The following is a 22002-nucleotide window of genomic DNA, read 5'->3' as shown; positions in this document are numbered from 1 at the left end:
ACACCATGACCGCGAAGGTCTCCTACGACGAGGTAGAGGTGGGCACGGAGCTGCCGCCGCAGGAGTTCCCCGTGACGCGCGCCACGCTGGTGCGGTACGCGGGTGCGTCCGGCGACTTCAACCCGATCCACTGGAACGAGAGGTTCGCCCGCGAGGTGGGCCTGCCGGACGTCATCGCGCACGGCATGTTCACGATGGCCGAGGCCGCCCGCGTGGTCACCGACTGGGCGGGCGACCCGGGCGCGGTCGTCGAGTACGGCGTCCGCTTCACCAAGCCGGTCGTCGTCCCCGACGACGGCGAGGGTGCGCTGATCCGGGTCAGCGCCAAGGTCGCGGCCAAGCTCGACGACCGTCGTGTCCGCGTCGACCTGACGGCCGTGAGCGAGGGCCAGAAGGTACTGGGCATGTCCCGCGCGGTGGTCCGGCTCGCCTGAGCACCGCCGCCGGCCGGTGTCGGCACGTCGCGCCGGCACCGGTCGGCACGAAGCCGACGGACGGCGCTCACCGCACCGGCCGGACCGGCGGGGAGCCGGGCGCGGGCGGCCATCCGCCTCGGCCGGACGGGGGCGGGGCGGCCATCCGCCCCGCCCCCGTCCGGGTGCTGCGAGGCAGGCCGCGGTCCGCCTGACGTCCCGGTTCGGGCCCGGACGGGCGACGAGCCGGTCCGCGCCGCCCGTGCGGCCCGGGCACCCGGCCGTCGAACGGGCCGGTACGACCCCCCGTCCGCCCGGCCCCCGCGCTCCGGAGCTCCCGCGCGGGCCTGCGCCGACCCGCGCCGACCCGCCGGGCCGGCCGCCGCGCGACCGCCCGCCCCGGCCCTGGAGGGCGCGCACCGTAGGCTGGGCGGGTGCAGGTTACTCATGACGCCCCGCTCGCCCCGCTGACCACGTTCCGGCTCGGAGGCCCCGCCCGACGGCTGATCACGGCCCGTACCGACGACGAGGTCGTCGCCGCCGTGCGCGAGGCCGACCGGACCGGCACCCCGCTGCTGGTCATCGGCGGCGGGTCCAACCTGGTCATCGGGGACAAGGGCTTCGACGGCACCGCCCTGCGCATCGCCACCCGCGGCTTCTCCCTCGACGGCACACGGCTGGAGCTCGCCGCCGGCGAGGTGTGGTCCGACGCCGTCGCCCGCACCGTCGAGGCCGGGCTCGCCGGCGTCGAGTGCCTGGCCGGCATCCCCGGCTCGGCCGGTGCCACCCCGATCCAGAACGTGGGCGCCTACGGCCAGGAGGTCGCCACCACGCTCACCGAGGTCGTGGCGTACGACCGCCGCGGCGAGGAGGTCGTCACCCTCTCCAACGCGGACTGCGCCTTCTCCTACCGGCACAGCCGCTTCAAGGCCGACCCCGACCGGTTCGTGATCCTGCGCGTCCGGTTCGCCCTGGAGGACGCCGGGGGCCTGAGCGCCCCCCTCCGGTACGCGGAGACCGCCCGCGCCCTCGGTGTCGAGCCGGGCGACCGGGTTCCCGCGGCCGACGCCCGCCGGGCCGTCCTCGCCCTGCGCGCGGGCAAGGGCATGGTCCTCGACCCCGACGACCACGACACCTGGTCCGCCGGGTCGTTCTTCACCAACCCGATCCTCGACGACGCCGAGTACGCCGCCTTCCTCGACCGCGTACGCGACCGGCTCGGCCCCGGCACGACTCCGCCCGCCTACCCCGCGGGCGAGGGCCGCACCAAGACCTCGGCGGCCTGGCTGATCGACAGGGCCGGGTTCACCAAGGGGTACGGGACCGGGCCCGCCCGCATCTCCACCAAGCACACCCTCGCCCTCACCAACCGCGGCGACGCCACCACCGAGGACCTCCTCGCCCTCGCCCGCGAGGTCGTCGCGGGCGTCCGGGACGCGTTCGGCGTCACCCTGGTCAACGAGCCGGTGACGGTCGGCGTCAGCCTCTGATCCGGCCCGGAACCCGGAGGGAACCCGCCGCGCCCCCCGGGTTGTCGAGTGGGTGACAGGGCCCCTCGGAACGCGAACCGGGACCGCCGCACGCCGACCGGGGGGACCACTGGTGGGGACGGGCTCGTCCGCGGCGCACGATCGGGACTTCACGGAGTCCACCGAGGCGTCGTACGCGTCGCTGCCGCGCACCGCCCGCCTCCCGACGGGCGACCGGCACGCCGCCGAGGACCTCGTACAGACCGCACTGGTGAAGGTGTACCTGCGCTGGGGCCGGTCCGGGAGCCGGGCTTCCCCCGGCGACGCGCCCGCGAGCCGCGGCGCCCGGTCCGGCGTCCGGTCCGCGACGCCGTCGCGCACGGCGGCTCTGTCGGCGGCGGGGCGCCGTAGGGGACCCGCACGGTCCGCGGGCCCCTCCGGGCGAACGCTCGCAGCAGCGGCGCCCCCCTCCGGCACGGGCTCGGCGGCGCCGCGTGCCCCGTGGGGAACCGCCGCGCCCCCCTCGGACGCCGCTATCCGTCGCGCCGCCCCCCTCCGCACCGGGAAGTTCCCGAGCGCCACCCTCCGGTACACCGGCACCAGGTTCACGGCCCGCCCCGGCCAGGTCCGTGCACGCCCCCGGCACCGGCCGGCCCCCCTGCCGGGGCGCTCAGCACACGGCGCCGAGCCGAACACGGCGCCGATCGCGTGCGCCGCACACCCCGGCGCCTTCGCGACCGCGCCCCTGCTCCCGGGTGCCGAAGTCCGGCGCGTCACCGCCCGGAACTCCCCCGTCCGCGACGAGCCCCCCGCAGGGAACCGCCGCCCCGCCCGGGGACCGGCCGCCCCGCCGGGTGTCACCCCTCCGCCAGCCAGGCGTCGATCCCCGCGAGCAGTTTCACACGCGTGTCCTCCGGCGCCACCGACCCCCGCACCGACTGCCGCGCCAGCTCCGCCAGCTCGGCGTCGGTGAAGTCCTGGTGGCGCCGGGCGATCTCGTACTGGTCCGCCAGCCGCGCCCCGAACAGCAGCGGGTCGTCCGCCCCCAGGGCCATCGGCACGCCCGCCTCGAAGAGCGTCCGCAGCGGTACCTGCCCGGGTTTCTCGTACACCCCCAGCGCCACGTTCGACGCCGGGCACACCTCGCACGTCACACCCTTCTCCGCCAGCCGCCGCAGCAGCCGCGGGTCCTCCACGGCCCGTACACCGTGGCCGATGCGCGACGCCCGCAGGTCGTCCAGGCAGTCACGGACCGACGCCGGACCCGTCAGCTCGCCGCCGTGCGGGACCGCCAGCAGCCCGCCCTCCCGCGCGATCGCGAACGCCCGGTCGAAGTCGCGCGCCATCCCGCGCCGCTCGTCGTTCGACAGCCCGAACCCGATGACGCCCCGGTCCGCGTACCGCACCGCCAGCCGGGCCAGCGTGCGCGCCTCCAGCGGGTGCTTCATCCGGTTCGCCGCCACCACCACCCCGATCCCCAGCCCGGTGTCCCGCGAGGCCGCCGCCGCCGCGTCCAGGATGATCTCCAGCGCCGGGGTCAGCCCTCCCAGCCGCGGCGCGTACGACGTGGGGTCCACCTGGATCTCCAGCCAGCCCGACCCGTCCCGCACGTCCTCCTCGGCGGCCTCCAGCACCAGCCGCCGGATGTCCTCCGGCTCCCGCAGGCACGAGCGGGCGATGTCGTACAGCCGCTGGAACCGGAACCAGCCGCGCTCGTCGGTGGCCCGCAGCCTCGGCGGTTCCCCGCCGGTCAGCGCCTCGGGCAGGTGGACGCCGTACTTGTCGGCCAGCTCCAGCAGGGTGGCGGGCCGCATCGAGCCCGTGAAGTGCAGGTGCAGATGGGCCTTCGGCAGCAGTTTCAGATCGCGGACGTGCTCCATCCGGGGATCCTGCCGCAGACCGGCGTCCCGAAACAGGCCATTTCTCCGAACGGGTACGCCGCGAACGGAAGAACGGGCCCCCGCCGGAAGGTCCGGCCGGGGCCCGTCCACCGGGGCCGGGACGCGCTAGTCGCGCGCCTCCGCGAGCAGCTTCTGCATCCGCGACACGCCCTCGACCAGGTCCTCGTCACCCAGCGCGTACGAAAGACGCAGGTAGCCCGGCGTGCCGAAGGCCTCGCCCGGCACCACGGCGACCTCGACCTCGTCCAGGATCAGCGCGGCCAGCTCGACCGAGGACCGCGGGCGCCTGCCGCGGATCTCCTTGCCCAGCAGCCCCTTCACCGAGGGGTACGCGTAGAAGGCGCCCTCCGGCGTCGGGCAGACCACGCCGTCGATCTCGTTGAGCATCCGCACGATCGTCCGGCGGCGCCGGTCGAACGCGGTGCGCATCTCCGCGACCGCGTCGAGGTCCCCGGAGACGGCGGCGAGCGCGGCCACCTGGGCGACGTTGGAGACGTTCGACGTGGCGTGCGACTGGAGGTTCGTCGCGGCCTTCACCACGTCCTTGGGGCCGACGATCCACCCGACGCGCCAGCCCGTCATGGCGTAGGTCTTGGCCACGCCGTTGACGACGACGCACTTCTCGCGCAGCTCGGGGACGAGCGCCGGCAGCGAGGTGAAGACCGCGTCGCCGTACACGAGGTGCTCGTAGATCTCGTCGGTCAGGACCCACAGGCCGTGCTCGACGGCCCAGCGGCCGATCGCCTCGGCGTCCTCACGCGCGTAGACGGCGCCGGTCGGGTTGGACGGGGAGACGAACAGGACGACCTTGGTCCGCTCCGTGCGGGCCGCCTCCAGCTGCTCCACGGAGACGCGGTACCCGGTCGTCTCGTCGGCGACGACCTCCACCGGGACGCCGCCGGCCAGCCGGATCGACTCCGGGTACGTCGTCCAGTACGGGGCCGGGACGATGACCTCGTCGCCCGGGTCCAGGATCGCGGCGAACGCCTCGTAGATCGCCTGCTTGCCGCCGTTGGTGACCAGGACCTGGGAGGGCTCGACCTCGTACCCGGAGTCCCGCAGCGTCTTCGCGGCGATCGCGGCCTTCAGCTCGGGCAGGCCGCCGGCCGGCGTGTAGCGGTGGTACTTCGGGTTCCGGCAGGCCTCCACGGCCGCCTCGACGATGTAGCCGGGCGTCGGGAAGTCGGGCTCGCCGGCGCCGAAGCCGATCACCGGGCGACCGGCGGCCTTGAGGGCCTTGGCCTTGGCGTCGACGGCGAGGGTCGCGGACTCGGAGATCGCGCCGATGCGGGCGGAGACCCGGCGCTCGGTCGGAGGGGTTGCAGCGCTCATGCGGCCCATCGTCCCAGACCCCGCGGAGGCCGGGGACGCGGGTTTCACCCGGCGGACGGCGGCGTCGGCCGCCCGTTCGCACCGGGGGCGGAAAGGCTCCGCGAACGGTCGGGGGAGGTGGTGCCGGGAGGGCGGCACGAGGCCCACCGGGGCTTTCTGTTCGACGCGGGGACGTCGAGCACGTACACTCTCTGCTCGTTGGCCCTCGCCGACCACACCGTGAGCACTTCTCGGGATGCGGTAGGTTGGGGGAGAACCACAAAGGGTCGTAGCTCAATTGGTAGAGCACTGGTCTCCAAAACCAGCGGTTGGGGGTTCAAGTCCCTCCGGCCCTGCTACACACACCGCCAGGATGTGTGCGCAGGTATGTACTTCATTGCACCGCCGTGCGGCTCCACCCGGGCGCGGCACGGCCGACCCGGAATCAGGTGAGATACGTGACGGACGCCGTAGGCTCCATCGACATGCCTGATGCTGAGGACGAGGCGTCGGAGTCCAAGAAGAAGACCCGCAAGGGCGGCAAGCGCGCCAAGAAGGGCCCCCTGGGCCGTCTCGCGCTGTTCTACCGCCAGATCGTCGCCGAGCTGCGCAAGGTCGTCTGGCCCACTCGCAACCAGCTGGCCACGTACACGACGGTCGTGATCATCTTCGTCGTCATCATGATCGGTCTGGTGACCGGCATCGACTTCGGCTTCAAGGAAGCAGTCAAGTACGTCTTCGGCTGATTCCCGCGGAGGGCGCCCACCCCGGCGCCCCTTTTCGCATGTTCCACCCATCTGTATCCAGGAAGAAGCAGCCACCGTGTCTGACCCGAACCTGAACGAGTCCGCCCAGGACGAGCTCGACGTCGTCGAGGCGGCCGACGAGGACCAGGCGGAGGCTGCGGACGCCGCTGCCGGTGAGACGGCCGAGGGCGCCGACACCGTCGAGGACGAGAACACCGAGGACGCCGAGAACACCGAGGACGCCGAGCACGCGGACGCCGCCGAGGACGCGGACGCCGCCGACGAGGACACCGTCGAGGACACGGCGGACGACGCCGCCGGGGACGCCGAGGACGAGGACGGCGAGGACGAGGACGGCGAGGAGGCCGCTCCCGTCGACCCGGTCGCCGCACTCCGCGAGGAGCTCCGCACCCTTCCCGGCGAGTGGTACGTGATCCACACCTACGCGGGCTACGAGAAGCGCGTGAAGGCCAACCTGGAGCAGCGCGCCGTCTCGCTGAACGTCGAGGACTTCATCTACCAGGCCGAGGTCCCCGAGGAAGAGATCGTCCAGATCAAGAACGGCGAGCGCAAGAACGTCCGGCAGAACAAGCTGCCTGGCTACGTGCTCGTCCGGATGGACCTGACGAACGAGTCCTGGGGCGTCGTGCGCAACACGCCGGGCGTCACCGGCTTCGTGGGCAACGCCTACGACCCGTACCCGCTGACGCTGGACGAGATCGTCTCGATGCTCGCCCCGGAGGCCAAGGAGAAGGCGGCCCGCGAGGCCGCCGAGGCCGAGGGCAGGCCCGCTCCGGCCCGCAAGGTCGAGGTCCAGGTGCTGGACTTCGAGGTCGGCGACTCCGTCACCGTCACCGACGGCCCGTTCGCGACGCTGCAGGCCACGATCAACGAGATCAACGCCGACTCGAAGAAGGTCAAGGGCCTCGTCGAGATCTTCGGCCGCGAGACCCCGGTCGAGCTCAGCTTCGACCAGATCCAGAAGAACTGACACCGGTCGGTTCCCCACCGGCTCCCGAGCAGGTCGGAGCGGCGTCTCCCGCCCTCTGACCTGCTCGGTTTTTGGACGTACCGCCATACCCGTTATCGTGGTGCGGTATGCCTCCATCCGGATGACGTCGGACGTTGTCGGGCCACATCGGACGACACCGGACGATCACGGATGGCGGCCGAACACTCTCACTAGGACCCGGAGAGAGCTATGCCTCCCAAGAAGAAGAAGGTCACGGGGCTTATCAAGCTCCAGATCCAGGCCGGTGCCGCCAACCCGGCCCCGCCGGTCGGCCCCGCGCTGGGTCAGCACGGCGTCAACATCATGGAGTTCTGCAAGGCCTACAACGCCGCGACCGAGTCGCAGCGCGGTTGGGTCATCCCGGTGGAGATCACGGTCTACGAGGACCGCTCCTTCACCTTCGTCACCAAGACCCCGCCGGCGTCGAGGATGATCCTCAAGGCCGCGGGTGTGGAGAAGGGCTCCGGCGAGCCGCACAAGACCAAGGTCGCCAAGCTGACGAGCGCCCAGGTCCGCGAGATCGCCACGACCAAGATGCCCGACCTCAACGCGAACGACCTGGACGCCGCCGAGAAGATCATCGCCGGCACCGCCCGTTCCATGGGCATCACGGTCGAGGGCTGAGCGACCCCCGTCCGACCCTCTGTGGAAGGGCCACGCGCTGGCCCGGACCACGACTCCATACGTGAAAGCAGGAGAAGAAGTGAAGCGCAGCAAGGCTCTCCGCGGCGCGGACGCCAAGGTCGACCGGGAGCGTAACTACGCCCCCCTCGAGGCCGTCCGTCTCGCCAAGGAAACCGCCACCACCAAGTTCGACGGCACCGTCGAGGTCGCCTTCCGCCTGGGTGTCGACCCGCGCAAGGCCGACCAGATGGTCCGTGGCACCGTGAACCTTCCGCACGGCACCGGCAAGACCGCCCGGGTCCTGGTCTTCGCGACCGGTGACCGTGCTGCGGCCGCGGAGGCCGCGGGCGCCGACATCGTCGGCTCCGACGAACTGATCGACGAGGTCGCGAAGGGCCGTCTGGACTTCGACGCCGTCGTCGCCACCCCGGACCTCATGGGCAAGGTCGGCCGTCTCGGCCGCGTCCTCGGCCCCCGTGGTCTGATGCCGAACCCGAAGACCGGCACGGTCACGATGGACGTCGCCAAGGCCGTGACGGACATCAAGGGCGGCAAGATCGAGTTCCGTGTCGACAAGCACGCGAACCTGCACTTCATCATCGGCAAGGTGTCGTTCGACGAGACCAAGCTGGTCGAGAACTACGCCGCGGCGCTGGAGGAGATCCTCCGTCTGAAGCCGTCCGCCGCGAAGGGCCGCTACATCAAGAAGGCGACCCTGGCCACCACCATGGGCCCCGGCATCCCGCTGGACGCCAACCGCACCCGGAACCTCCTCGTCGAGGAGGACCCGGCCGCGGTCTGAGCCTGACGGCTCGCACGGTCGACGAAAGCCGGCCCCCGCACCTCCCCGGAGGTGCGGGGGCCGGCTTTTCCGTGCGCGGCCGTCAGAGGGGTGCGTTAGCGTTCGCGGTGGAGAAAGATCCAAGAACTGAACACATGCAGGGGTGGGGTATGAAGGTCTCGGTGCGCGGGTGTCTGGGAGTCTCGGCGGCGGTGGTGCTGCTCGCCGGTGCGACGGGCTGCCGGGGCGGTGACGGCGGGAAGGCCGCGGACGCGCCGGCCGGCCAGTCGCAGTAGTCCTCGGCCGCCCGGGTGATCCAGGCGGCGTACGAGAAGACCGCCGCCGCGAAGTCCGCCAAGGTCCGGATGACGATGACCATGCCCACGGGCATGGCGGGCGCAGCGGGCGCGACGCCCCGTGGCGGGATGGAGATGACCGGTGTGCTGGGCTGGGACCCCGGCATGATGGACGTCACCGTCAAGGGGGGCGGCCTGGGCGGCGCGGGCGGTTCCCGCATGGTCATGGTCGACCGGGTCATATACGTGGACACGGGCCGGAACGCCCCCGCGGAAGCGGGCGGCAAGCGCTGGATGAAGCTCGACCTCGAAGCGCTCGGCGGGAAGACCGGGGACGCGGCCCTGCAGAAGCAGCTCACCGGCAGCCTGGAGAGCATGAACCAGGATCCGGCCGAGCAGCTCGCCCTGCTCCTCGACTCGCCGAACCTGAAGCACGTCGGCCCGGAGAAGGTCGGCGGCGTCGACGCGCAGCACTACCGGGGCACGCTCACGGTCGACGAGATGGTCGCCTCCAACAGGTCGCTGTCGGTGCTCTCCGGGAAGGAGCGCGAGGAACTGGTCGCCAGGATGAAGGCGAGCGGCCTGAAGGCGTACGACACGGCGGTCTGGGTCGACGGGGACGGCTACCCCGTGAGGATGGACGTCGGGATGGGGACCCCCGAGGGCGAGGTCGAGGTGTCCGTGACCTACTCGGACTACGGCACCGAGGCCGCCGTCCAGGCCCCGCCGGCCGGGCAGACCTTCGACTTCATGGAGATGCTGGAGAAGCTCTCCGGGGCGGCGCGGGACGCGGGCGCCGCCGCCTGATCCCGTCCTCCCGTCGATTTGCCTGACGGCTGCCCGGTCCCGTACTCTTCCACGGAAGCCAAAGACCGCTGGTCGCAGCCGTGCCCGTAGGGGCGCGACTGCCGAAGGATCCGCTAGCTGCGGACGGCCTGCGCAGGTGACAGTGGATGTACTCCCGGACGTGCCGTCCGGTCGAGTCACGCCCCGTGCGCCTGCGCCGGGGCGTTTCGTTTTGCCCAGTCTCCTTCCTTCAGCCATCGCGGTCCGAATCACCCGGAAGGAGGCCGAGGCTCATGGCGAGGCCCGACAAGTCTGCTGCGGTTGCCGAGCTGACGGACAAGTTCCGCAGCTCCAACGCCGCCGTGCTGACCGAGTACCGCGGTCTCACCGTGGCACAGCTCAAGCAGCTGCGCCGTTCGCTCGGTGAGAACGCCCAGTACGCCGTGGTGAAGAACACGCTGACCAAGATTGCGGCCAACGAGGCCGGGATCACGTCGCTGGACGACCAGTTCACTGGTCCGACGGCGGTCGCCTTCATCACCGGTGACCCGGTGGAGTCGGCGAAGGGTCTTCGTGACTTCGCCAAGGAGAACCCGAACCTGATCATCAAGGGCGGTGTCCTTGACGGCAAGGCGCTGTCCGCCGATGAGATCAAGAAGCTTGCGGACCTCGAGTCCCGCGAGGTTCTGCTCGCCAAGCTGGCGGGTGCCATGAAGGGCAAGCAGTCCCAGGCTGCCGCGCTCTTCCAGGCGCTCCCGTCGAAGCTCGTCCGCACCGTGGACGCGCTGCGCGCCAAGCAGGCCGAGCAGGGCGGTGCCGAGTAACTCGGCTCGCACACTGACCGCCGCCTGACGGGCGACGGTCACAGCGGGCCCCACGTACGCCCGCCACACATGTACATCCGGCACCAGCCGAATTAGTGGAAGGACCGCCATCATGGCGAAGCTGTCTCAGGAAGACCTGCTCGCGCAGTTCGAGGAGATGACCCTCATCGAGCTCTCCGAGTTCGTGAAGGCGTTCGAGGAGAAGTTCGACGTCACCGCCGCCGCCCCGGTGGCCGTCGCCGCCGGCGTCCCGGGTGCCCCGGCCGCCGAGGCCGAGGAGGAGAAGGACGAGTTCGACGTCATCCTCACCGGTGCCGGCGAGAAGAAGATCCAGGTCATCAAGGTCGTCCGCGAGCTGACGTCCCTGGGCCTGAAGGAGGCCAAGGACCTCGTTGACGGCACCCCGAAGCCGGTCCTGGAGAAGGTCAACAAGGAGGCCGCGGACAAGGCCGCCGAGGCCCTCAAGGGCGCCGGCGCGTCCGTCGAGGTCAAGTGACCTGCTGCGGGTCTCCTGACTCGCACTGACGCCCTCCGAGGGCGTTCCGAGGGGCGATCACCCATCCGGGTGGTCGCCCCTCGGCGTCCCCGCGGCGCCTGCGGCCCTCCCGGAGGCGGACGGAGTATGGTGATCTTCGCCGTGCGCCCGCGGGGCAGGGGGCCTTGACGAACCGCACGCCGCGCGCAATTCTCAGGGCGAGTCGTCACAACGGTCCGCACCGAGGCATGGATCGACGACCGAACGGGCAGTATCGGTGTGCGCCTAGGCGCGAGGTGCCGCGGAGATGAGAACAACGAGGGTCGTGAATTGCTCGCCCTGGACATCAGTGGGCCAAGTGGCTACACTGACCCTTTGCGCTGCCTGTTAGCTGCCCCCTGCCCGTCACCAGGGGCATGCCCTTGCGAGAGCACCGTTGACCGAATGCCCTGACCTGGGATTTCGGGTCTTCCTGCTCGGCTTGGGACCGGTACGCGCGTAGTGAGTCCGAGCCCTCGGAAGGACCCCCTCTTGGCCGCCTCGCGCAACGCCTCGACCGCGAATACGAACAACGGCGCAAGCACCGCCCCGCTGCGCATCTCCTTTGCAAAGATCAAGGAGCCCCTCGAGGTTCCGAACCTCCTCGCGCTGCAGACCGAGAGCTTTGACTGGCTGCTCGGCAACGCCGCGTGGAAGGCTCGTGTCGAGGCGGCTCTCGAGAACGGACAGGACGTCCCCACGAAGTCCGGTCTGGAGGAGATCTTCGAGGAGATCTCGCCGATCGAGGACTTCTCCGGGTCGATGTCGCTGACCTTCCGCGACCACCGCTTCGAGCCTCCGAAGAACTCCATCGACGAGTGCAAGGAGCGCGACTTCACGTACGCCGCGCCGCTCTTCGTCACGGCCGAGTTCACCAACAACGAGACCGGCGAGATCAAGTCCCAGACGGTCTTCATGGGCGACTTCCCGCTCATGACGAACAAGGGCACCTTCGTCATCAACGGCACCGAGCGTGTCGTGGTGTCGCAGCTCGTCCGCTCGCCGGGTGTGTACTTCGACTCGTCCATCGACAAGACGTCCGACAAGGACATCTTCTCCGCCAAGATCATCCCTTCGCGGGGTGCCTGGCTGGAGATGGAGATCGACAAGCGCGACATGGTCGGTGTCCGCATCGACCGCAAGCGCAAGCAGTCCGTGACCGTCCTCCTGAAGGCGCTCGGCTGGACCACCGAGCAGATCATGCAGGAGTTCGGCGAGTACGAGTCCATGCGCGCCACCCTGGAGAAGGACCACACCCAGGGCCAGGACGACGCGCTGCTCGACATCTACCGCAAGCTCCGTCCGGGCGAGCCCCCGACGCGCGAGGCCGCCCAGACGCTTCTGGAGAACCTCTACTTCAACCCCAAGCGCTACGACCTGGCCAAGGTCGGCCGCTACAAGGTCAACAAGAAGCTCGGTGCCGACGAGCCGCTCGACGCCGGCGTCCTGACCGTCGACGACATCATCGCGACGATCAAGTACCTGGTGAAGCTCCACGCGGGCGAGACCGAGACCGTCGGGGAGAACGGCTCGACGATCGTCGTCGAGACCGACGACATCGACCACTTCGGCAACCGCCGCCTGCGCAACGTCGGCGAGCTCATCCAGAACCAGGTCCGCACGGGCCTGGCCCGGATGGAGCGCGTCGTGCGCGAGCGCATGACCACCCAGGACGTCGAGGCGATCACGCCGCAGACCCTGATCAACATCCGGCCGGTCGTCGCCTCCATCAAGGAGTTCTTCGGCACCAGCCAGCTGTCGCAGTTCATGGACCAGAACAACCCGCTGTCCGGGCTGACGCACAAGCGCCGTCTGTCCGCGCTCGGCCCGGGTGGTCTGTCCCGTGAGCGGGCCGGCTTCGAGGTCCGGGACGTGCACCCGTCCCACTACGGACGCATGTGCCCGATCGAGACCCCCGAAGGCCCGAACATCGGTCTGATCGGCTCGCTCGCCTCGTACGGCCGCGTCAACGCGTTCGGCTTCGTCGAGACGCCGTACCGCAAGGTCGTCGACGGCCAGGTCACCGACGAGGTGGACTACCTGACCGCCGACGAGGAGGACCGCTTCGTCATCGCCCAGGCCAACGCGCCGCTGACCGAGGAGCTGCGGTTCGCCGAGAACCGCGTCCTGGTCCGCCGCCGCGGCGGCGAGGTCGACTACGTCGGCCCGGACGACGTGGACTACATGGACGTCTCGCCGCGCCAGATGGTGTCGGTCGCGACCGCCATGATCCCGTTCCTCGAGCACGACGACGCCAACCGCGCCCTGATGGGCGCGAACATGATGCGCCAGGCCGTGCCGCTCATCAAGTCCGAGGCCCCGCTCGTCGGCACCGGCATGGAGTACCGCTCCGCCGTCGACGCCGGCGACGTGGTCAAGGCCGAGAAGGACGGTGTGGTCCAGGAGCTGTCCGCGGACTACATCACCGTGACCAACGACGACGGCACGTACATCACGTACCGCCTGGCCAAGTTCGCCCGCTCCAACCAGGGCACCTCGGTCAACCAGAAGGTCGTCGTCGCCGAGGGCGACCGGGTCGTCGAGGGCCAGGTCCTGGCCGACGGCCCGGCCACCGAGAACGGCGAGATGGCGCTCGGCAAGAACCTCCTCGTGGCGTTCATGCCGTGGGAGGGCCACAACTACGAGGACGCGATCATCCTGTCGCAGCGCCTCGTCCAGGACGACGTCCTCTCCTCGATCCACATCGAGGAGCACGAGGTCGACGCCCGCGACACCAAGCTGGGCCCCGAGGAGATCACCCGGGACATCCCGAACGTCTCCGAGGAGGTCCTGGCCGACCTCGACGACCGCGGCATCATCCGCATCGGCGCCGAGGTCGTCGCCGGCGACATCCTGGTCGGCAAGGTCACCCCGAAGGGCGAGACCGAGCTGACCCCGGAGGAGCGCCTGCTCCGCGCGATCTTCGGCGAGAAGGCCCGCGAGGTCCGCGACACCTCGCTGAAGGTGCCGCACGGCGAGACCGGCAAGGTCATCGGCGTGCGCGTCTTCGACCGCGAGGAGGGCGACGAGCTGCCGCCGGGCGTGAACCAGCTGGTCCGCGTCTACGTGGCCCAGAAGCGCAAGATCACCGACGGTGACAAGCTCGCCGGCCGCCACGGCAACAAGGGCGTCATCTCCAAGATCCTGCCGATCGAGGACATGCCGTTCCTGGAGGACGGCACCCCGGTCGACATCATCCTCAACCCGCTGGGCGTGCCCTCCCGGATGAACCCGGGACAGGTCCTGGAGATCCACCTCGGCTGGCTCGCCAGCCAGGGCTGGGACGTCTCCGGGCTCGCCGACGACTGGGCCAAGCGGCTCCAGTCCATCGGCGCCGACCGCGTCGAGCCCCGCACCAACGTCGCGACCCCGGTCTTCGACGGCGCGCGCGAGGACGAGCTGGCCGGCCTGCTGGAGCACACCCTCCCGAACCGCGACGGCGACCGCCTGATGCTGCCGTCCGGCAAGGCGCGCCTGTTCGACGGCCGCTCCGGCGAGCCGTTCCCGGACCCGATCTCGGTCGGGTACATGTACATCCTCAAGCTCCACCACCTGGTCGACGACAAGCTGCACGCCCGCTCGACCGGCCCGTACTCGATGATCACCCAGCAGCCGCTGGGCGGTAAGGCTCAGTTCGGTGGCCAGCGCTTCGGAGAGATGGAGGTGTGGGCGCTGGAGGCGTACGGCGCCGCGTACGCCCTCCAGGAGCTGCTGACCATCAAGTCCGACGACGTCACCGGCCGCGTGAAGGTCTACGAGGCCATCGTCAAGGGCGAGAACATCCCGGAGCCCGGCATCCCGGAGTCCTTCAAGGTGCTCATCAAGGAGATGCAGTCCCTGTGCCTCAACGTGGAGGTGCTGTCCTCGGACGGCATGTCCATCGAGATGCGCGACACCGACGAGGACGTCTTCCGCGCTGCGGAGGAGCTCGGCATCGACCTGTCCCGGCGCGAGCCGAGCAGCGTCGAAGAGGTCTGACGGGTCGGCCGGCCGGACCCCGCGAGGTCCGGCCGGCCTCCCAGCGACCCGTACAGACCATTGATTGACACGAACCCTGAGAGGGATTGACGCATAGTGCTCGACGTCAACTTCTTCGACGAGCTGCGGATCGGCCTGGCCACCGCGGACGACATCCGGCAGTGGTCCCACGGCGAAGTCAAGAAGCCGGAGACCATCAACTACCGCACCCTGAAGCCCGAGAAGGACGGCCTCTTCTGCGAGAAGATCTTCGGTCCGACCCGGGACTGGGAGTGCTACTGCGGCAAGTACAAGCGCGTCCGCTTCAAGGGCATCATCTGTGAGCGGTGTGGCGTCGAGGTCACCCGCGCCAAGGTGCGCCGCGAGCGGATGGGCCACATCGAGCTCGCCGCCCCCGTCACCCACATCTGGTACTTCAAGGGCGTCCCGTCCCGGCTGGGCTACCTGCTGGACCTCGCCCCGAAGGACCTGGAGAAGGTCATCTACTTCGCGGCGTACATGATCACGTACGTCGACGAGGAGCGCCGCCAGCGCGACCTGCCGTCGCTGGAGGCCCACGTCTCCGTCGAGCGCCAGCAGATCGAGCAGCGCCGCGACGCCGACCTGGAGGCCCGCGCCAAGAAGCTCGAGACCGACCTGGCCGAGCTGGAGGCCGAGGGCGCCAAGGCCGACGTGCGCCGCAAGGTCCGCGAGGGCGCCGAGCGCGAGATGAAGCAGCTCCGCGACCGCGCCCAGCGCGAGATCGACCGCCTCGACGAGGTGTGGAGCCGCTTCAAGAACCTCAAGGTCCAGGACCTGGAGGGCGACGAGCTGCTCTACCGCGAGCTGCGCGACCGCTTCGGCACCTACTTCGACGGCTCGATGGGCGCCGCCGCGCTGCAGAAGCGCCTGGAGTCCTTCGACCTGGAGGAGGAGGCCGAGAAGCTCCGCGAGATCATCCGCACCGGCAAGGGCCAGAAGAAGACCCGCGCGCTCAAGCGCCTCAAGGTCGTCTCCGCCTTCCTGCAGACCAGCAACAGCCCCAAGGGCATGGTGCTGGACTGCGTCCCGGTGATCCCGCCGGACCTGCGTCCGATGGTGCAGCTGGACGGTGGCCGCTTCGCGACCTCCGACCTGAACGACCTGTACCGCCGCGTCATCAACCGCAACAACCGCCTGAAGCGGCTTCTCGACCTCGGCGCGCCCGAGATCATCGTGAACAACGAGAAGCGCATGCTCCAGGAGGCCGTCGACGCGCTCTTCGACAACGGCCGCCGCGGCCGCCCGGTCACGGGCCCCGGCAACCGTCCGCTGAAGTCGCTGTCCGACATGCTCAAGGGCAAGCAGGGCCGCTTCCGCCAGAACCTGCTCGGCAAGCGGGTCGACTACTCGGCGCGTTCCGTCATCGTCGTCGGCCCGCAGCTCAAGCTGCACCAGTGCGGTCTGCCCAAGGCCATGGCGCTGGAGCTGTTCAAGCCGTTCGTGATGAAGCGCCTGGTGGACCTGAACCACGCGCAGAACATCAAGTCGGCCAAGCGCATGGTCGAGCGCGGCCGCACGGTCGTGTACGACGTGCTCGAAGAGGTCATCGCCGAGCACCCGGTCCTGCTGAACCGTGCGCCCACGCTGCACCGCCTCGGCATCCAGGCCTTCGAGCCGCAGCTGGTCGAGGGCAAGGCCATCCAGATCCACCCGCTCGTCTGCACCGCGTTCAACGCGGACTTCGACGGCGACCAGATGGCCGTCCACCTGCCGCTCTCCGCGGAGGCGCAGGCCGAGGCGCGCATCCTGATGCTGTCCTCGAACAACATCCTCAAGCCGGCCGACGGCCGTCCGGTCACCATGCCGACCCAGGACATGGTGCTGGGGCTGTTCTTCCTCACCACGGAGGAGGAGGAGCGCGAGGTCAAGGGCGAGGGCCGCGCCTTCAACTCCACCGCCGAGGCGATCATGGCCTTCGACGCCCGCGAGCTCTCGCTCCAGGCGAAGATCGACATCCGCTTCCCGATCGGCTCCGTCCCGCCCCGGGACTGGACGCCTCCGGCCGAGGAGGACGGCGACGACTTCGGCGTGGCCGCCTGGCAGCCGGGCGACAGCTTCCGCCTGCGCACGACCCTGGGCCGCGCGCTCTTCAACGAGCTGCTGCCCGAGGACTACCCGTTCGTCGACTACACGGTCGGCAAGAAGCAGCTCTCCGAGATCGTCAACGACCTCGCCGAGCGCTACCCGAAGGTCATCGTGGCGGCGACGCTCGACAACCTGAAGGCGGCCGGCTTCTACTGGGCCACCCGCTCCGGCGTCACCGTCGCCATCTCGGACGTCGTCGTTCCGGAGGCGAAGAAGGCGATCGTCGCCGACTACGAGGCGCGCGACGAGAAGGTCCAGAAGCAGTACGAGCGCGGTCTGATCACCAAGGACGAGCGCACCCAGGAGCTCATCAAGATCTGGACCGAGGCGACCAACAAGGTCGCCGAGGCGATGAACGAGAACTTCCCGAAGACCAACCCGATCTTCATGATGGTGAACTCGGGCGCCCGAGGGAACATGATGCAGATGCGCCAGATCGCGGGTATGCGCGGTCTGGTGTCGAACGCCAAGAACGAGACGATCCCGCGTCCCATCAAGGCGTCCTTCCGCGAGGGCCTGTCCGTGCTGGAGTACTTCATCTCCACGCACGGTGCCCGCAAGGGCCTCGCCGACACCGCCCTGCGTACCGCCGACTCGGGTTACCTGACCCGTCGTCTGGTGGACGTCTCGCAGGACGTGATCATCCGCGAGGAGGACTGCGGCACCGACCGCGGTCTGAAGCTGCGGATCGGCGTGCGCGAGGACGGCGTGCTGCGCAAGGCGGACGACGTCGAGACGTCCGTGTACGCGCGGATGCTCGCCGAGGACGTCGTCGTGGACGGCAAGGTCATCGCGCCGGCCAACGTCGACCTGGGCGACGTGCTCATCGACCAGCTCATCGCGGCGGGTGTCGAGCAGGTCAAGACCCGCTCGGTCCTCACCTGCGAGTCCGCGGTCGGCACGTGCGCGTACTGCTACGGCCGTTCGCTCGCGACCGGCAAGCTGGTCGACATCGGCGAGGCGGTCGGCATCATCGCCGCCCAGTCCATCGGTGAGCCCGGCACCCAGCTGACGATGCGCACCTTCCACACCGGTGGTGTGGCCGGTGACGACATCACGCAGGGTCTGCCGCGTGTCGTCGAGCTCTTCGAGGCCCGTTCCCCCAAGGGCATGGCGCCGATCGCCGAGGCCTCCGGCCGCGTGCGGATCGAGGAGACCGAGAAGACCAAGAAGATCGTCATCACGCCGGACGACGGCAGCGACGAGACGGCGTACCCGATCTCGAAGCGCGCCCGTGTCCTGGTCGGCGAGGGCGACCACGTCGAGGTGGGCCAGAAGCTCACCGTGGGTACCGAGAACCCGCACGACGTGCTGCGCATCCTCGGTCAGCGGGCCGTCCAGGTCCACCTGGTCGGCGAGGTGCAGAAGGTCTACAACTCGCAGGGCGTGTCGATCCACGACAAGCACATCGAGATCATCATCCGGCAGATGCTGCGCCGTGTGACGATCATCGAGTCCGGTGATGCGGAACTGCTGCCGGGCGAGCTCGTGGAGCGCTCGCGCTTCGAGCAGGAGAACCGCCGCGTGGTCCAGGAGGGCGGCCACCCGGCCTCCGGCCGTCCGCAGCTGATGGGTATCACCAAGGCGTCGCTGGCGACGGAGTCGTGGCTGTCCGCGGCCTCCTTCCAGGAGACGACCAGGGTCCTGACGGACGCGGCGATCAACGCCAAGTCCGACTCCCTGATCGGCCTCAAGGAGAACGTCATCATCGGCAAGCTCATCCCGGCCGGTACGGGCCTGTCCCGCTACCGCAACATCCGGGTCGAGCCGACCGAGGAGGCGAAGGCCGCGATGTACTCGGCCGTCGGCTACGACGACATCGACTACTCGCCGTTCGGCACCGGCTCCGGCCAGGCCGTTCCGCTGGAGGACTACGACTACGGTCCGTACAACCAGTAAGCGGGTCGTTCGAACCGGAGGGCGGCCATCCCCGTGCGGGGGTGGCCGCCCTCCGGCGTACCGTCTCCCGGTCAGCGTCCGGCCAGTTCCCAGAGGGCGACCATCAGGCCGGCGCTCGCCGTCAGCGCGGCGATGCTCGCCAGCGGCCAGCGGGTGCGTTCCAGGGCGTCGAGCCGGGTCTCCATGTCGGCGAGCTGTTTGTCGGTCTGGTCGCTGCGCTGGACGAGCAGGGCGAGCGAGCCGTCGACGCGGGCGAGCCCGGCCTCCAGGGTGCCGCGCAGCCGCTCCAGTTCGACGGCGACGGTGACGGGGCCGTTCGCCTGGTCAGACTCGGCCATCGGCGTCCCCCGGGGTGGTGCGCAGCCAGGCCGGCAGCAGGCGCTGGACCGCGTCGAGGGCCATGACCCGGGTGAGTGCGCCCGCGACGGCCAGGGCCCCGGCGACCCAGGGCAGGGCCGCCGGGACGCCGGCGGCGTCGACGAGCGCGGGCAGCGCGACGGCGATGCCGACGGCGGACTGCAGGACGGTGCGGGCCGTGCGCTTGGCGGCCTCGGACATGGTGGTGCTCCTTACGGTGTGCGGTTCGGGGCGTTCGGAGGGGGTGCGGGCCGCCGGTGCGGGGGTGCGCACNNCCTCCGCTNTNTNAGGTACAGTGAGTTTAGGGGGGCGGGGCGCGTACGGAGGGCGCGGTTCGCCGGGCGCGTGGGACACGCACGGGGGGCGCGACCCGCCGGGGAGCGCGGGATACGCACGGGGGCGCGGCCCGCCGGGGTGCGGCTCAGTGCGTGTGGGGGACCTTCAGCACGTTCCACGAGGCGGCGCCCGGCCAGCCGTCGGCATCGGGGCCGGTGAAGCCGAGCTTGCGCTGCCAGGCCGCGTACGACGCCCGGTCGGCCTCCGACCAGCGGGGGCCGGGGCCCACCCGGTAGCGTCCGCAGCCCTCGGCGACGAGCCGGCGGCCCATCGCGGTGACGATCGGCGAGTCGGGACCGGACCGGAAGAACGCCGTACCGGGGAAGGGCTGGTAGCGGGGCGCGGCGGGCTTCGGCGGGGCGGCTTCCCCGGGGGCCGCGGTGCCGAGGCGCTTTTGGATCCGTTCGCGCATGCCGGGCATGGCGAAGCCGCGCGGGTCGACCTTGTGGGCGGACCACTCCAGGTGGCCGATGACGGACCGGGCGCCCCAGCCGTGCGCCCGGCACAGCGCGGCCCCGACCCGTTCGATCGCGTCGAGCTGGGCGGCGGGCCACGGGTCGGCGCCGTCGCCGAGGTTGACGCACTCGAAGCCGTAGAAGCGGGCGTTGCCGTCGACGGCGCCCGCGCCGCCCTGGTGGGTGCGGGGGAGGGGCGGCCGGTCCCGGTACGTCTCGGTGACCACCGCCCGGAGCACGGAGGGGTCGCCGCCGCCAGCGTGGTTGGCGCGGCCGTGGCCGACGAGGTGGACGGTGCCGTCCTTGGCGATGACGCCGTGGCACAGGGGGCCCGGCAGGCCGTCGTAGCCGCGGGAGCACAGGTCGACGGAGGCGGCGGTGCCGCTGGTGACGGTGTGGTGGATCATCACGCCGCTGACCGGACCCCAGGCGCCGGCGCGGTCGCGGTTGTGGGTGCGCCAGCCGGGGCGCTCGACGACGGTGACGCCCTCGGCGCGCAGGGCGGCGAGGAGCCGGTCGGGGGTGAGGGGAGTGGCCATGAAGGTTTCCTTCCGGAAAGCGGGAAGGCCCCGCGCCGGTGGGAGCCGGCGCGGGGCCCGTGGTGCGGGTGGCGCCGGNNCNNGCCGGCGGCACCNGCACCACGGTGGAGGCGGGTCACGCGCCCGCCGGCGGCGGGGACGGGGTCAGGAGAGCGCCGCCCAGATCGCGTTGGAGTCCGCCGTCACCGACGACGGGGTGAACGACGCCGGGAGCGCGGTCTGACCCGTGGTGGACAGCCTGCCGTGGCGGACGAAGAAGCCCGGCATGCGGGCGCTGCCGCCCGGCACCTCGCCCATGGACGCGCCCCGCATGAAGGCCGGGCCGCTGTTGCTGGGGTTCGGGCCGTTGACCAGCAGCGCCACCCAGTAGTTCCCGGGGGCGGCGGCGTACGCGGTGGCCAGCGGCAGCACGACCGTCTTGCCCTCGGTCGCGGTGAGCAGGCCGTTCAGGGCGGCCGTCTGGCCGACCTTGGCCCCGGCGCCGGTGTAGAGGCCGGCGAAGGAGGTGGCCGCGAGGGTGCCGCCCACGTAGCCGGGGACGTAGAACACCACGTTCCGCACGGTGGTGGCCGCGTGCAGCGGGACGCCGATCAGGTACACGTAACCGTTCACGCAGTACTGGACGGTGTTGCCCGAGGACGCGGCCGGGTCGAACGCCCAGCCTGAGAAGCCCATCGAGGCGGGGGACCAGGTGCCGGCGGCCGACACCGAGTCGACGTAGCCGCGCCGGGCGAGCTGGTTGGCGGTCGACGGGTTGACGCCGGTGGAGGGCGGGACCGCGAACGTCTTGGCGCCGTTGACCGTCTGGTCGCCGGTCGTCAGCACGGCGTCGCCGGCGGCGACCGCCGAGACGTCGACGGCGGTCAGCTGGACCGCTCCCGTCCGGCCGTTGACCGTCTTCACCGGGGCCGCGTCGATGCCCAGGTAGCGGGTGTCGCCCGCGGCCGGCGTCAGCGCCCCGAGGTCGGCGGCGGTGAGGGTGACGACGCCGGTGCGCCCGTTGACCGAGGAGACCGCGCCCGTGACCGGGGGCAGCTGCGCCGCCGGCACTTTGCCGTCGGGGCCGAGGCTCGCGACGCCGCCCGCCGCGCCCGCCCTGTCCGCGGCGATGGCGGAGACGTCGGCGGCGGTGAGGGTGATGTCGGGCGTGGTGCGCCCGTTGACGGACCGGACGGGGCCCGCGGGGCCGGCCGGGCCCATCTCGCCGGCCGGGCCGGGCGGACCGGGCACGGCCACGTAGTGCGGGGTGTTCGGGTCGGCCGGGGCGGTGTCGGCCAGGTCGACCGCCGGCCGGGAGGCGGGCAGGGCGATCTGGTAGGCGCGGTTCTGGCCGAGGCCGGCGAGCTTCTCGGTCACCTGGTAGGTCCAGTCGACCGGGTTCCAACCGGGGGCGTCGGTGGCGGGCAGCACGACGTCGATCCGGCCCTCGCCGTCGAGGCGGGCGACGGTCGGTCCGCCGACGAAGACGTCGGCGGTGGCGTGGGTGAGCAGGGACGGCGGCCGGAACTCGACGGATCCGCTCATCGGGGCGCCGTCCGGGGTCAGGTACCGGGCGGTGACGCGGACGGTGGGGATGGACTCGGGGAGCACGGGCTCTCCTTCACGGGTGCGGGTGCGGGTGCGGGTGCGGGGCACGACGGACGGCGGTGCGGGTG

General features: G+C 71.0%; 16 protein-coding genes, 1 tRNA gene and 1 pseudogene. 12 read left to right on the top strand and 6 right to left on the bottom strand.

Annotated elements, in window-relative coordinates:
- Positions 1 to 5 precede the first annotated feature (5 nt).
- Positions 6 to 434, top strand: coding sequence for a MaoC family dehydratase (locus MW084_RS05325; protein ID WP_010470550.1), 429 nt, complete (start codon positions 6 to 8; stop codon positions 432 to 434).
- A gap of 413 nt (positions 435 to 847) precedes the next feature.
- Entirely contained in the window at positions 848 to 1903 is a 1056-nt protein-coding gene (locus MW084_RS05320; RefSeq protein ID WP_010470548.1) for a UDP-N-acetylmuramate dehydrogenase, read from the top strand.
- A gap of 836 nt (positions 1904 to 2739) precedes the next feature.
- Here MW084_RS05320 and MW084_RS05315 read toward each other — a convergent pair.
- Entirely contained in the window at positions 2740 to 3762 is a 1023-nt protein-coding gene (locus MW084_RS05315; protein WP_010470546.1) for an adenosine deaminase, read from the bottom strand.
- 126 nt (positions 3763 to 3888) lie between these two features.
- Positions 3889 to 5115 (bottom strand): pyridoxal phosphate-dependent aminotransferase, encoded by a 1227-nt coding sequence (locus MW084_RS05310; RefSeq protein WP_010470544.1) that lies wholly within the window; start codon positions 5113 to 5115, stop codon positions 3889 to 3891.
- Between the two features lie 262 nt (positions 5116 to 5377).
- Here MW084_RS05310 and MW084_RS05305 point away from each other — a divergent pair.
- The 10 genes and pseudogenes from MW084_RS05305 (at position 5378) to MW084_RS05255 (ending at position 18660) form a co-directional block, all read left to right on the top strand.
- Positions 5378 to 5450 (top strand) — tRNA-Trp (locus MW084_RS05305).
- A gap of 102 nt (positions 5451 to 5552) precedes the next feature.
- Positions 5553 to 5840 carry a preprotein translocase subunit SecE gene (gene secE / locus MW084_RS05300; RefSeq protein WP_010470543.1) on the top strand — a complete coding sequence of 96 codons (288 nt, stop codon included), beginning with the start codon at positions 5553 to 5555 and terminating at the stop codon, positions 5838 to 5840.
- 76 nt (positions 5841 to 5916) lie between these two features.
- A complete protein-coding gene (gene nusG, locus MW084_RS05295) occupies positions 5917 to 6831 on the top strand; it encodes a transcription termination/antitermination protein NusG (RefSeq protein ID WP_010470542.1) in 915 nt (304 codons plus the stop codon).
- Positions 6832 to 7041: 210 nt separating this feature from the next.
- Entirely contained in the window at positions 7042 to 7476 is a 435-nt protein-coding gene (rplK, locus tag MW084_RS05290; protein ID WP_010470541.1) for a 50S ribosomal protein L11, read from the top strand.
- A 79-nt stretch (positions 7477 to 7555) separates the two neighbouring features.
- Positions 7556 to 8278: a 50S ribosomal protein L1 gene (gene rplA, locus MW084_RS05285; RefSeq protein ID WP_010470540.1), complete on the top strand. Its 723-nt coding sequence runs from the start codon at positions 7556 to 7558 to the stop codon at positions 8276 to 8278.
- A gap of 149 nt (positions 8279 to 8427) precedes the next feature.
- A pseudogene (locus MW084_RS05275) lies at positions 8428 to 9360 on the top strand (SCO4651 family lipoprotein).
- Between the two features lie 272 nt (positions 9361 to 9632).
- The gene (rplJ, locus tag MW084_RS05270; protein ID WP_010470538.1) at positions 9633 to 10163 is read left to right on the top strand and encodes a 50S ribosomal protein L10; all 531 of its coding nucleotides are present in this window, start codon (positions 9633 to 9635) and stop codon (positions 10161 to 10163) included.
- Between the two features lie 112 nt (positions 10164 to 10275).
- Positions 10276 to 10659, top strand: a complete 384-nt coding sequence (gene rplL / locus MW084_RS05265; protein WP_010470537.1) for a 50S ribosomal protein L7/L12 — start codon at positions 10276 to 10278, stop codon at positions 10657 to 10659.
- 510 nt (positions 10660 to 11169) lie between these two features.
- Positions 11170 to 14655 carry a DNA-directed RNA polymerase subunit beta gene (gene rpoB / locus MW084_RS05260; RefSeq protein ID WP_010470536.1) on the top strand — a complete coding sequence of 1162 codons (3486 nt, stop codon included), beginning with the start codon at positions 11170 to 11172 and terminating at the stop codon, positions 14653 to 14655.
- 96 nt (positions 14656 to 14751) lie between these two features.
- The gene (locus tag MW084_RS05255) at positions 14752 to 18660 is read left to right on the top strand and encodes a DNA-directed RNA polymerase subunit beta' (protein WP_010470535.1); all 3909 of its coding nucleotides are present in this window, start codon (positions 14752 to 14754) and stop codon (positions 18658 to 18660) included.
- A 71-nt stretch (positions 18661 to 18731) separates the two neighbouring features.
- On the opposite strand, the gene MW084_RS05250 is transcribed toward MW084_RS05255, so the two are convergent.
- From MW084_RS05250 to MW084_RS24475, 4 genes are all read right to left on the bottom strand, one after another.
- On the bottom strand, positions 18732 to 18998 hold the full coding sequence (locus MW084_RS05250; RefSeq protein WP_010470533.1) for a hypothetical protein: 267 nt from the start codon (positions 18996 to 18998) through the stop codon (positions 18732 to 18734).
- Positions 18985 to 19218, bottom strand: a complete 234-nt coding sequence (locus MW084_RS05245; RefSeq protein ID WP_010470532.1) for a hypothetical protein — start codon at positions 19216 to 19218, stop codon at positions 18985 to 18987. The genes MW084_RS05250 and MW084_RS05245 overlap by 14 nt, the downstream gene beginning before the upstream one ends.
- Before the next feature lie 220 nt (positions 19219 to 19438).
- Positions 19439 to 20347 (bottom strand): peptidoglycan-binding protein, encoded by a 909-nt coding sequence (locus MW084_RS05240; RefSeq protein WP_010470531.1) that lies wholly within the window; start codon positions 20345 to 20347, stop codon positions 19439 to 19441.
- A gap of 144 nt (positions 20348 to 20491) precedes the next feature.
- Positions 20492 to 21937, bottom strand: a complete 1446-nt coding sequence (locus MW084_RS24475; RefSeq protein WP_010470530.1) for a hypothetical protein — start codon at positions 21935 to 21937, stop codon at positions 20492 to 20494.
- Positions 21938 to 22002 lie beyond the last annotated feature (65 nt).

It is taken from the genome of Streptomyces sudanensis (assembly GCF_023614315.1).
In the GTDB taxonomy this organism is placed as follows: Bacteria; Actinomycetota; Actinomycetes; order Streptomycetales; family Streptomycetaceae; genus Streptomyces; species Streptomyces sudanensis.
The sequence above is the reverse complement of the archived record's forward strand: the minus strand, read 5'-3'. Positions and strand labels throughout refer to the sequence as shown.

Bases quoted from the DNA above. Each gene is read 5' to 3' on its own strand.
- MW084_RS05325 (WP_010470550.1), top strand. From the start codon at position 6: ATGACCGCGAAGGTCTCCTACGACGAGGTAGAGGTGGGCACGGAGCTG.
- MW084_RS05315 (WP_010470546.1), bottom strand. From the start codon at position 3,762: ATGGAGCACGTCCGCGATCTGAAACTGCTGCCGAAGGCCCATCTGCAC.
- MW084_RS05310 (WP_010470544.1), bottom strand. From the start codon at position 5,115: ATGAGCGCTGCAACCCCTCCGACCGAGCGCCGGGTCTCCGCCCGCATC.
- rplK (WP_010470541.1), top strand. From the start codon at position 7,042: ATGCCTCCCAAGAAGAAGAAGGTCACGGGGCTTATCAAGCTCCAGATC.
- rplJ (WP_010470538.1), top strand. From the start codon at position 9,633: ATGGCGAGGCCCGACAAGTCTGCTGCGGTTGCCGAGCTGACGGACAAG.
- rplL (WP_010470537.1), top strand. From the start codon at position 10,276: ATGGCGAAGCTGTCTCAGGAAGACCTGCTCGCGCAGTTCGAGGAGATG.
- MW084_RS05250 (WP_010470533.1), bottom strand. From the start codon at position 18,998: ATGGCCGAGTCTGACCAGGCGAACGGCCCCGTCACCGTCGCCGTCGAA.
- MW084_RS05245 (WP_010470532.1), bottom strand. From the start codon at position 19,218: ATGTCCGAGGCCGCCAAGCGCACGGCCCGCACCGTCCTGCAGTCCGCC.
- MW084_RS05240 (WP_010470531.1), bottom strand. From the start codon at position 20,347: ATGGCCACTCCCCTCACCCCCGACCGGCTCCTCGCCGCCCTGCGCGCC.